The following is an 11,218-nucleotide window of genomic DNA, read 5'->3' as shown; positions in this document are numbered from 1 at the left end:
AGTATGCATATCTCTGGTACAACCAGATTCGGCCGCACTCTTATAACAACTATCTGACACCCCTGGAGGCACGAAATTCGTTAGACTAAATTAGACAGTGGTGTTACAAAAATGCTTGACCAGGACATACCTGCTATTTTGTGGGGTATCTAAAATCAAATATTCTACAACGTTCACCTAAATGCTTTATTGGCTTCTTTGCAACAGATGTTGTAATCGGTCTTTTCTCTTCTTTTCTGGCAAATGGAATTGCTATGACGGAAACGACATATTTGGCATGGGTTGTTTTGGCAATTAAGGTTACTCTGATAACACTAGGCATATCCGCTGCCTGTAATCTGCTGATATATAGAAAAAAGATGAGCGGAATACTTGCAATATTGCTCAAGAAAAGTTGATGGTTAACAAAGAAAGGTATTGACATGCCTAACAAAGGGGAGAGCTTAATGCGCATACCAAACATAGAACTTAGAAATATGACTATCCTTGTGACTGGCGCAACTGGTTTTATTGGCGCTAATCTTGTTATGAAGCTTCTTCGCTCTGCATCACCTGTAAACATCGTTGGTATAGATAACCTAAACGAGTACTACGATGTTTCTATTAAAGAATATAGGCTTAAACAGATTGAAACTCTCGCAGCAAAACATTCGGAATCCATTTGGACATTTATTAAGGGTAACATTGCAGATAAGTCTTTGATTGAGCAGATATTCAAAGGCTATCAACCTGCAATCGTAGTTAATCTCGCAGCCCAGGCTGGTGTTCGCTACTCAATTACCAACCCGGATATTTACATAGAAACCAATATCATCGGATTTTACAACATCCTCGAGGCTTGCCGTCATTCCTACGACAACGATGAACCGGGTGTCAAACATCTGGTCTACGCTTCCAGTTCGTCAGTTTATGGTAGTAATAAGAAAATCCCATACAGCACCGATGATAAAGTGGATAATCCGGTCAGCCTTTATGCTGCTACGAAAAAGTCAAACGAGCTTCTGGCACACGCCTATTCAAAACTCTATAACATCCCTTCAACTGGGCTACGATTCTTTACCGTCTACGGCCCTGCTGGACGACCGGATATGGCCTACTTTGGCTTTACAAACAAGCTACGCGAAGGCAAGACCATCCAGATATTCAACTATGGTAAATGCAAGCGCGACTTCACCTATATAGACGATATTGTAGAGGGCGTAATGCGTGTTATGCAGTGCGCACCAGAAAAAGAGAATGGGGAAGACGGCCTACCATTACCGCCTTACCGTGTTTATAACATTGGTAACAATCAACCGGAAAATCTACTTGACTTCGTCGACATCCTCCAGCAGGAACTGGTTCGGGCAAAAGTCTTGCCTGCCGATTATGACTTTGAATCGCATAAAGAACTAGCGCCCATGCAGCCGGGTGATGTGCCCATTACTTATGCAGACACCACTCCACTAGAACGTGATTTTGGGTTTAAGCCGAGCACAAGCCTAAGAACTGGACTCGGAAAGTTTGCTGAGTGGTATAAAGAATACTATCAGGTTTAAGGACAAGGGAGAAACAGATATGAAAATCGCAGTAGCAGGAACCGGCTATGTCGGTCTGTCCATGGCTGTTCTACTGGCTCAGTTCAATACAGTGAAAGCAGTTGATATTGTTCCGGCCAAGGTAGAAATTATCAATCAAAAGCAGTCCCCAATTGTGGATAAGGAGATTCAGGAATATCTGGCGAACAAAGAACTTGATCTTGTAGCCACGACCGATGGTGACAGCGCCTATGCGGATGCCGATTACGTTATCATTGCCGCCCCCACCAACTATGATCCGGATAGGAACTACTTTGACACCGCTGCGGTGGAGAGTGTAATTCAGCAGATTATATGTGTTAACCCAAATGCTATCATGATTATTAAGTCTACTGTACCAGTGGGATTTACAAAGCATATTCGTGAAAAATATTGCTGTGACAACATCCTGTTCAGCCCTGAGTTCCTGCGTGAGGGACACGCACTGTATGACAATCTGTATCCTAGCAGGATTGTTGTTGGTGCGCCTACGGGGAATGTACGACTTCATAAGGCAGCGGAAATCTTCGCAAATCTTCTCAAAGAAGGAGCCATTAAGGAGAATATCCCGACGCTGTTCCCAGATTTGACGGAAGCAGAGGCCATTAAGTTGTTTGCCAATACATATCTTGCTTTGCGAGTGGCCTATTTCAACGAATTGGATACTTACGCCGAAACAAAGGGTTTGAGTACCAAAGCCATCATTGAGGGCGTCTGCCTTGATCCTCGTATTGGAAATCAATATAACAATCCTTCCTTCGGTTATGGCGGTTATTGCTTGCCCAAGGATACCAAGCAGCTCAGGGCAAACTATGCCGATGTGCCACAGAACCTGGTCAGCGCAATCGTGGATGCTAACAGCACTCGCAAGGATTTCATTGCTGGCCAGATTATTTCAAGACATCCGCAGATTGTGGGTATCTATCGGCTAACAATGAAAGCTAGCTCGGACAATTTCCGCCAGTCATCCATACAGGGCGTTATGAAGCGTATCAAAGCTAAGGGCATTGAGGTTGTTGTTTATGAACCGACCTTAAAGGATGATAACTTCTTCAGTTCCAGAGTGATTCGTGATTTGGATGAGTTTAAGGCAATATCGGATGTGATAATTGCAAACCGTTACGCTGAAGATATTTCTGACGTGCTGGACAAGGTGTATACCAGAGACCTATATTTTAGAGACTGATTGGAGTGAATAAGTATGCCATCTATTCTACTTACCGGCGGAACTGGCTTCATCGGTTCTCATACAGCGGTAGAACTGCTAAAGGAGGGAGAACAAGTCATTATAGCGGATGATTTATCCAACAGCAATTCGGATGTTATCTCTAAAATTGAAGCTATTACAGGAAAGACCCCCAAATTTTATAAGGTGAATGTCGCAGATAGGACTGCCGTAGATAAAATCTTTACAGAAAACGAAATTGATGCAGTTATCCATTTCGCCGGATATAAAGCTGTCGGTGAATCTGTGCAAAAACCGATCGAGTACTACCGCAATAATCTGGATACCGCGCTGTCGCTCTTGGAAATCATGCGGGAGCACGACACCAAACGGCTTATTTTCAGCTCTTCTGCAACCGTTTACGGTATGAGTAATACGGTACCCTTTACAGAAGATATGCCGACCGGTGGCTGCACGAATCCTTATGGTTGGACAAAGTACATGATTGAACAGATTCTGACGGATGCGGCAAAGGCTGATCCGGATATGTCTGTTGTACTTCTACGCTATTTCAACCCGATTGGTGCGCATGAAAGTGGCCTCATCGGTGAAGAGCCCAATGGTATCCCAAATAACCTCATGCCTTATATCACACAGGTTGCTGCCGGAATTCTGGAAAAGCTGTCTGTCTATGGTGATGGTTATCCGACCCCTGACGGCACTGGTGTCCGAGATTACATCCATGTTGTTGATTTAGCAAAGGGTCACGTAACGGCGCTGAAATATGCGGCAGAGCATAATGGCACAGAGATTATCAATCTTGGCACAGGCAAGGGATACAGTGTCCTAGATATAGTTCATGCGTTTGAGACTGCGAACCATGTCAATATTCCGTATGTGATTGCGCCGAGCCGTACGGGCGACATCGCTGAATGCTATGCAGATACGCAAAAGGCAAAGCAGCTGTTAGGATGGCAGGCTGAAAAAGACATTGAAGATATGTGCAGAGATTCCTGGCGCTGGCAGCAATATTGTAAATCAGAGGAGTAACAACATATGAAAGGCATCATTCTAGCAGCCGGTAAAGGCACGAGGCTTTATCCGATGACAAAGCCGGCCTGCAAACCTCTGCTTCCCATATATGATAAGCCCATGCTGTACTACCCGCTATCGGTACTGCAGCAGGCCGACATCCGTGAAGTTTTGATTATTGTCCCGCCAGATGATAAGGAACAATTTGAGCGCCTCTTGGGTAATGGTAGCCATCTGGGAATGAAGATTTCCTATAAGGAACAGTTTATACAGCGTGGCATTGCAGACGCTTTTATTGTTGGCGAAGAATTTATTGGGAATGATTCCGTTTGCCTTGTGCTGGGAGACAACCTGTTTTATGGTGCAGGCTTGAAAGATTGCTTGGAAAAGGCTCAGCAGAACAAAACCGGTGCTACGATTTTCGGATGTTATGTGGACGACCCACGTGCTTTTGGTGTGGTTGAGTTTGACGATAACGGTAAGGCTATCAGTATAGAAGAAAAACCGGTGCATCCCAAGTCCAATTACATTGTTCCCGGGCTTTATTTCTACGATAACCGTGTTGTTGAAATTGCCAAGCAGCTAAAGCCCTCAGCCCGTGGAGAACTGGAAATCACCGCTGTCAACAATGCTTATTTGGAGCTCGATGAGTTGAATGTCGTAACGCTGGGCAAAGAATTCGTCTGGCTGGATGCCGGAACCGAAGATAGTCTTCTTCAAGCGGCTCGGGTAATCCAAAATCTGCAGCGTACGACAGGCAATTATGTAGCCTGCATAGAAGAGGACGCCTATAAGAATGGATGGATTTCTGATAGAGAATATCAGCAACTGGGACGTGCGCTGGAAAAAACACGTTATGGTAAGTAGATAGCGTCAATACAAGTTCGCAATTTCTGGACTCCCATATAAAAAATTAAGCTGCTGCAACCAGCAGCGTCTGAATGGATTTAGGATTGATATATGCTCTGGAGACAGACCAGTCCTCGGCATACTCCATGAGATATGTGGTCACTAATCTGATATAGGAATCCGTATTTGGGAAAATACCAACGACTCCCGTTCTGCGGCGAATCTCCTTGTTCAAGCGTTCCAGCATATTTGTAGATGAAATTTTGCGGGCATCCAGTTCGGGGAACCCATAGAAGGCCAGTGAATCCTCTAACCCGTGTTCTAAGCACTGCACAGCCTTTGAAAAATGGCGCTCGCATTTCTCGAATAGTTCTACGGCGCGTTTCCGCGCAATTTCAGCAGAAGGGCCAGCCAAATTTCCTTCGGTTCGGCAGCAAACGATTTCTTATCTCTCTGTGGGATATGCGCCAAAATATTGTGCATGGTGTTGTCCTTTCGTGCGGTGCGGCACACCAATGGCCGGGACTCTGCATCCAAACCAACCAGAGGGTGCAGATGCTCGCGTTCTTCCTTGAATAATCAAACTGAATGTCGCCGTAGCTATATTGAAAGGGTAAATTACGCGATCCCTTAAGCAGTTTCGCTCCTTCTCCGCCAACAATCCGCATTTTACAGTGACGTAAGATGCGGATTTTGCATTTTAGATAGGGAAAATAGAACTTTTTGCAATCTTGTATGAGACACCACCCCTTCGCGCACCCCTAAGGTGATATTAGGAACGGGCCTTGTTGTTTATTCAGCACGCAATCGCGGTATCGCTTTGTGCCGCCAGCCATTCTTCAAAGCGATCACAAACCACAAGCAGTCGTCGGCCAATGCGAAGGGTTGGAAAGTCCGCGCGATGTAGTAGTTCATAGGCTTTGCTGAGGCTGATGCCGAGCAACTCGGCGATTTCGGATGCATTGTAAGTAAGCTTCTGCATAATATAACCTCCTAACGTCTACTATTATGATATATTTTTATCGTCGCGCTCATCTCGGAAACAGGCGGGTTTCATAATCTGCATTTCCCGTCCGAAACGAGTCATCACCACATTTTCGGTGATGAATGCGCGAACAAGGGCATTTTTTCGTGCTTCCTTCCACTGCGCCGCGGTCATGTGGAGCTGCTGCCTGACATGCTGAAACAGAATCGGTGAACCGTCCCAGGCGCGCAGCCAGCGTAGCAGTCTAGCTGCATGGGTGGGCTTCCCATTCACAGTCTTATGCGCTCCTTGCTCCAACAGGCATTCGGCCGGGACTTCGGTTTCCTCGATGATATGGCAGTCACCAAAGAAATCGGCTAGCAGGGATACAACCTCATTCGGCGGTTGCAAGAGCCACACCGTAATCGGTGCGGTTCCGCCATGATGGCGCAGTGCGCTGCGAAATACAAGCTGCACCAGATCGCGAGCCAGAGTGCGATTTTGCATGGATTGTACACATTTTAGCTCGCAAATATCCAGCTTGGGGTTCTTGGCACTCACCTGCTGCAACTCTGTCCAAGCGGTTCCGTCGAAGTCGTATGCCAACGCGCGGTTCAGATAGTCACCGGCTTCAAACCGACCTAGGCCTGCGCAGATTACACATGTCGCTTCAGTGTATTTGTTCGAACCGTTCATACCTCCAAAGTACGGAAGCATTGCTTCGGGCTTTCCATCATCGTCGGCCTGCTTGGGGATCAGCCGGTCGTGGTATTCTTTGAGCTCCGCCCAAAGTGGTGCTGCAAATGCTTTATAGGTGACAACAAGCGCTTTCTCATCCGGAGGTAGTGCAGCCAAGCGAGCACGCAGCCAGGCAACCAGAGCCTTTTGATTACCTTCTCGCTGCATTGCCACTTTTGTAGCTCCGAAAACATCGGTGCGCTGAATACAGAAGCATAGCCGCGCATATGATTCCTGTACAGTGTCCGGAATCAGACGAATGCTGGGATTGTCGCACAACTCAGGCGAAAGTTCTGCCGACCCGCTTAAAATGTATGTGCTAAGCCCATCCTTCTCATCGAATGGTATCAGCGTGGGCGAGCGAAGCGAGAGCTCATTGCCAACGGCGAATACGTTTTGGCAGCTGCACTGCGCGCGTACTCGCTCAAGAAACTCATCAGCCGCTTCGCCGGCGTACCCACTGACGCGGGCAGCTAGATTGGGGAAATTTTCTTCAGAGAGTCCTGCCGACTCCATCATAGTCCGACTCACTGGACCAAATCGGCCGAATGTGAAGCGGCAGTGCCACATCAGTTGTCTGAAGGGGCGTTGCAAATGTTCCTCTACCGCGCGGATGGCATCCTGCTTTTTCCAATCATCGGACTGACGATAGCTTGGTTTCAGCCGGCTCAACATCACTTCGAATTCAGCGATGTCTCCAAATGTCATTTTATTCTCACGTAGCAGCGGGGGTGCCTCGTCAATAATTAGCAAGGAACGTCGACGAACGACTGTACCGTCAAACCAATCGCGAAATCGATCCATCTGATCAACGAAGCGCGCATACCGCGCGTGGAGCACGATGAGGAAGGGTGTGTGTTCCGTCCTCCCGGACGCCTGCAACAGCAGGCACTCCGGGGCATTGGGACAGGCGACGCCAGGACAGTCTGCATAGCCACGCACTTCCGGCCGCGTGCATTTGCCGTGGCTGATATTGAAGTCGTTGGGGCTCTCAACGACGTGCACGAGATTTGGGTGGATTTTATCAATCAGTTCTCGGAGGTAATAGGCCTCCGCAGTTTTTTCGACTACGATAATGGCGCCGCCGAGTTTCTGCGCATACTCAGTGCCAGATACAAACTGCCGCGCGAGCACTTTTAGCAAGGCGCGGATCAGTGTGGATTTCCCTGTACCCGGGAGCAGCGCCACGGCGGCGGGCTTATCCGTCTTGAATGATAGGATATCCGACACGCACCGCTTAATGAGCTCTCGTTGTCCGGGTAGATATGTTAAACAACGCGTAGAAAAATACATATCTAGCTCAGCCATGACCTGCGCAGATAGCTCCTCGGTGAGTTGCGGAGATTCAAATTTCCACTGCAAATCCCGACCGCTCGCTTTTTCCCAGAATCCCGAATCGATGCAATCAACAGACATATTCACGCCGATTCACCCGCATTTTCGGAAGATTTCGGAACAATAATCTGGTCGGGCTTGTTCATATCCCGTTCGAGCGTCAGCAGCTGCTCGACCGTCTTGTCGACCGGGATTTGCAAGGTGTGCCAGAAAGCAATTAGCCGACTAGTTGGCAGCCCCAACGCCGGAGTCTTGTGCGTCTCCACCGACTTTGGGTAAATCGCGTATCGCCAAGTCACATCGCGCCCACCGTCGCGGATGGGAACGCCTGCGTCCATGAGAGCTCGTTGGAGTTTGGCCGGAAACTCACTCTCCTTCACAGCGGAGAAAAATGAAGCATCGCCGCCCGCTCGCTTGATATATGAAAGATAATTGTCCAGCAAATGCCTTCTATCGAAAATCACCAATGGCTCGGGCTGTGCCTCGAAGTGTCGGATGAGACCAACAGCATCAGGCGTCCACGGCTCTTCGGGCAGTTTTATGTGGTTGCAATGCTCGGCGATGTACTCGGACAGAAACAGGCCAAAAGAGCGTGCATCATCCACCCGCAGCGTACTTGCAGCCTGTCCTTTTTCGGCGGCTCGTGCCTGGTTGAGCGCTGATTCGGGCAATACTATGCCCCAAACGGTGTGGTAAAATGCGTTGGCATCTTTCGACGAACAAAATTGCTCTTCGATGGCCCAGTTTAAGAACTCCCACAGCAGTGCCATAAGAACTGCCTTGACCGGATTTTCATTTGCCGCAATTACTCGCGTAAACAGCCCATCTTGCTGACTGGGAAGATACCATTTCAGACGAGCCTGCACGGTTTTGAATAGACGCTTAGGATGACAACGCATCTCCTCTCCAAAGCGCAGTAGCAGGGCACTGATGTTGTCTGCGTTTTCATCTAACTGAGTGAAAAATTCAGAGTTACAAGCCCACAATGCGTTGCCATCCAGCGTTAGCGTGCGTGTAAAGCCCTTTGGAACTTGATTGCCAATGTAAATTGGAATGGCAAACGGACACGTTGTAATCCATGCCTTTTTAATCGTATCCGGCAAGCCAGAATCCAGCACTACCGCACGATTAAAATAAGGCGCGGCCAGTCTCAAGATTCGATTATGCCACACAATTTCTAGTGGAGCATAATCTCTCAAGTGATTCGCCACTGCTTGTTGACCTAATTTGATGCGTGGCATCAAAATGTGTGGTGCTTTCACCTTCCAACGGCCTCCTGACCAACTTTCATCACCAGCTAGTGCGGACATAAGCGAAAGCATTGCTGGGGGCAGAGCCGACATACCGCTCAAGTTGATAGCCAAGCCACCGAGCAGTGGGAACAGAATATCATAGACTAATGCCACCATGCATATTAACAGCAGCATGATGGATGGATACACCTCTGCACATGCCCGAGGAAATTGCAAAATACTGTCCATGGCAGTTGAACCGTTACCGTCTGTTATTTTGCAGTGCTTGAGTGAGCGTTTGCCGTGATTGGAATCGATTTTGACATCAATCGGTTTCACATGGCAATCATCGTAGCGTGCGGCCTCGGCGAACTCCGTGTCGGTTACCTCGCGTACGGTTGAACCGCTCCAACCGATATTAGTCAGAGCGTTTCCATTGACGCGCACTGGACGGACGATCAGTTCCTCCTCTAACGCCTCGATTGGTTTGCTTTTGTTTTTCTTCATTGTTCTTCCTCCTTCAAGGTTGTTGTTTCTGTTGCTGAATCTATTTTCGCACAGAACACAAAAAAGTATCGGGAATTCTGTGATGCAGTCGACTCTGAGTTGAGAGCATTGAATATCACAGAGATTACTTCGTCTATAGAAAACACTCCTGCTGTGGGGCTGCGCATTATAATGAAGCTGCAACGAGCATTGGAAGATGAGACATCCAAGGAACAAGCCACCCGCACCATTTTCAAATGGCTGGCTGGATATCCTGAGCTTTGTAGCACCAGTTCAGCTGCTGATCGTAAGTATTCCATCAAACAGATTTTAGAAGAAGAGAAGGAGATGGAAAAGCAGTACGAGTTAAGGTGCTCGGTACTTGCATATTACAAAACATTAAGGCATAAGATTCAGTCTTTTCGCAATACATATTGCCAAGACATAGATGAATGTATTAGTAAACGAGCAGAAGAGGGCAATACCGCATCCAATCGGACCACCATCATTTTTAATAAGATGATTAAAGAAGGCCATGGACTCAAATCTAGGTTGGTGAAAATTTTCCGAGATTTTTATCAGCTTCGTTTAAGAAACAGAAGTATACCTGAAAAGATATTGCTAAGAAATGTAGAGCGGATGTTTAATGCAGTTGCAAACCTGCCTGCATTGTTCACTGTTTTTCCGTTTTATATCTTTGTGATGTTTACACAGCACTATGACTTGATGATAGAGGATATCTCCTCCATCGAGGATGAGGGTAATAGGGCTAAGAAAACTGCTAAGTTTTATCCGAAATTCTTTTTTAACAAGTATGCGTTTTCATCTAAAGAATTTACTCCATGGCAATATACAAAACTGTATAGGGAAATTCAAAATGCAGTATATAAACCTGAAAGAATTAATCTGGATGATCGGACTTCTCTGTCAATAGAGCAAATAAACCAAATGTATCAACAATCCAGAACACTGTTTATGCAGGCTCGAGCGCCAATTATTATATCAACGCTATTGAGCAATTGTCTAAAAACCAAGTTTGAGTTGAGTGCTGACCAAGTAAAATACTATGAAGAAATGTGGAACAATCTGTATTATTGGAAAAAGAGAACTAAGTCCGAACATGCTCAACTAATTTGTCAACTGCGCGAAGATATCATTGGGAGTCTTTTGATAGATTTGTGTCGACTGTTTAAACCTGAAGCCTATTTGGAGATCCAATTTGGCATTAATCTAAATTCACACGAGCAATCAGCCTTGAATCGTATTTGGGAATCGAAAATTGTTGATGATGAGGATAGAACGAAACTGAATGATTTGTTTCCAGCGGAGGTGAAGAAGAATTCGGAAAGAATACGATGGCAATATGATTGTATTGGACGCAAGATTAACATGAGACACATTAACCTGTCGCGAATTATATTTAGAGTCGTGACACGCTTTTACGATTACTTGCCGAATGAAGAAGAGAGGGATCCTTTTGAGGCCAGCATCATAGATGGCTGGTATAAGGTTGTGGAGTTTACATATGAACATGGGTTTGACTGGGGGGTTGATGAATATCAGAAACGTTCGATTTTAAAGCCAATAAAGATGATAAACAATCGTCTGGAACGCATTATTTTAAAACACAACTGGACATCCGCTGAAGTGTACAACTGGTTGCAGGCACAAACGGAATTAAAAGATGTCACATTAAAGGGTAAACGGGTTTCGTATATGGACAAACAAGATCCTTGTAAGCAGTCAAGTAAAGTGCACACTTTTTCGCCAGCAAATGCACACTTTTTCAGCGCCAGTTTTTTAGCCGGTAATGGACTGGTGGTGAGCTAAACGGTAGCTGTTACCAGTCATGTTAATAATC

Annotated in this window: 9 protein-coding genes and 1 pseudogene; 5 read left to right on the top strand and 5 right to left on the bottom strand. The window is 46.5% G+C overall.

Features of this window, described 5'->3' with window-relative positions:
- Positions 1-133: 133 nt before the first annotated feature.
- Positions 134-454, bottom strand: a complete 321-nt coding sequence (locus tag QOX26_RS14100) for a hypothetical protein (protein WP_283675609.1) — start codon at positions 452-454, stop codon at positions 134-136.
- On the opposite strand from QOX26_RS14100, the gene QOX26_RS14095 reads away from it, so the two are divergent.
- From QOX26_RS14095 to rfbA, 4 genes are read left to right on the top strand one after another with little or no spacing between them, the layout of a single operon-like run.
- The gene (locus QOX26_RS14095; protein ID WP_283675608.1) at positions 447-1,538 is read left to right on the top strand and encodes an NAD-dependent epimerase/dehydratase family protein; all 1,092 of its coding nucleotides are present in this window, start codon (positions 447-449) and stop codon (positions 1,536-1,538) included. The genes QOX26_RS14100 and QOX26_RS14095 overlap by 8 nt on opposite strands.
- A gap of 19 nt (positions 1,539-1,557) precedes the next feature.
- Entirely contained in the window at positions 1,558-2,742 is a 1,185-nt protein-coding gene (locus QOX26_RS14090; RefSeq protein WP_283675607.1) for a nucleotide sugar dehydrogenase, read from the top strand.
- A 15-nt stretch (positions 2,743-2,757) separates the two neighbouring features.
- Complete coding sequence (gene galE / locus QOX26_RS14085) at positions 2,758-3,771, top strand: UDP-glucose 4-epimerase GalE (RefSeq protein WP_283675606.1); 1,014 nt, start codon at positions 2,758-2,760, stop codon at positions 3,769-3,771.
- Between the two features lie 6 nt (positions 3,772-3,777).
- Positions 3,778-4,620 (top strand): glucose-1-phosphate thymidylyltransferase RfbA, encoded by an 843-nt coding sequence (gene rfbA / locus QOX26_RS14080; RefSeq protein ID WP_283675605.1) that lies wholly within the window; start codon positions 3,778-3,780, stop codon positions 4,618-4,620.
- Positions 4,621-4,666: 46 nt separating this feature from the next.
- On the opposite strand, the pseudogene QOX26_RS14415 reads toward rfbA, so the two are convergent.
- The 4 genes and pseudogenes from QOX26_RS14415 to QOX26_RS14060 all read right to left on the bottom strand — a co-directional run.
- A pseudogene (locus QOX26_RS14415) lies at positions 4,667-5,148 on the bottom strand (transposase); the annotation flags it as partial.
- A 250-nt stretch (positions 5,149-5,398) separates the two neighbouring features.
- Positions 5,399-5,584 carry a helix-turn-helix domain-containing protein gene (locus QOX26_RS14070; protein ID WP_283675604.1) on the bottom strand — a complete coding sequence of 62 codons (186 nt, stop codon included), beginning with the start codon at positions 5,582-5,584 and terminating at the stop codon, positions 5,399-5,401.
- 24 nt (positions 5,585-5,608) lie between these two features.
- A complete protein-coding gene (locus QOX26_RS14065) occupies positions 5,609-7,726 on the bottom strand; it encodes a hypothetical protein (RefSeq protein ID WP_283675603.1) in 2,118 nt (705 codons plus the stop codon).
- Positions 7,723-9,378 carry a hypothetical protein gene (locus tag QOX26_RS14060; protein ID WP_283675602.1) on the bottom strand — a complete coding sequence of 552 codons (1,656 nt, stop codon included), beginning with the start codon at positions 9,376-9,378 and terminating at the stop codon, positions 7,723-7,725. The genes QOX26_RS14065 and QOX26_RS14060 overlap by 4 nt, the downstream gene beginning before the upstream one ends.
- A gap of 108 nt (positions 9,379-9,486) precedes the next feature.
- On the opposite strand from QOX26_RS14060, the gene QOX26_RS14055 reads away from it, so the two are divergent.
- Positions 9,487-11,187 (top strand): hypothetical protein, encoded by a 1,701-nt coding sequence (locus tag QOX26_RS14055; protein ID WP_283675601.1) that lies wholly within the window; start codon positions 9,487-9,489, stop codon positions 11,185-11,187.
- The last annotated feature ends 31 nt before the right edge of the window (positions 11,188-11,218 follow it).

Source organism: Butyricicoccus sp. Marseille-Q5471, from assembly GCF_951230135.1.
Taxonomy (GTDB): Bacteria; Bacillota; Clostridia; order Oscillospirales; family Butyricicoccaceae; genus Agathobaculum.
The sequence above is the reverse complement of the archived record's forward strand: the minus strand, read 5'-3'. Positions and strand labels throughout refer to the sequence as shown.

Bases quoted from the DNA above. Each gene is read 5' to 3' on its own strand.
- QOX26_RS14095 (WP_283675608.1), top strand. From the start codon at position 447: ATGCGCATACCAAACATAGAACTTAGAAATATGACTATCCTTGTGACT.
- QOX26_RS14100 (WP_283675609.1), bottom strand. From the start codon at position 454: ATGCGCATTAAGCTCTCCCCTTTGTTAGGCATGTCAATACCTTTCTTT.
- QOX26_RS14090 (WP_283675607.1), top strand. From the start codon at position 1,558: ATGAAAATCGCAGTAGCAGGAACCGGCTATGTCGGTCTGTCCATGGCT.
- galE (WP_283675606.1), top strand. From the start codon at position 2,758: ATGCCATCTATTCTACTTACCGGCGGAACTGGCTTCATCGGTTCTCAT.
- rfbA (WP_283675605.1), top strand. From the start codon at position 3,778: ATGAAAGGCATCATTCTAGCAGCCGGTAAAGGCACGAGGCTTTATCCG.
- QOX26_RS14070 (WP_283675604.1), bottom strand. From the start codon at position 5,584: ATGCAGAAGCTTACTTACAATGCATCCGAAATCGCCGAGTTGCTCGGC.
- QOX26_RS14060 (WP_283675602.1), bottom strand. From the start codon at position 9,378: ATGAAGAAAAACAAAAGCAAACCAATCGAGGCGTTAGAGGAGGAACTG.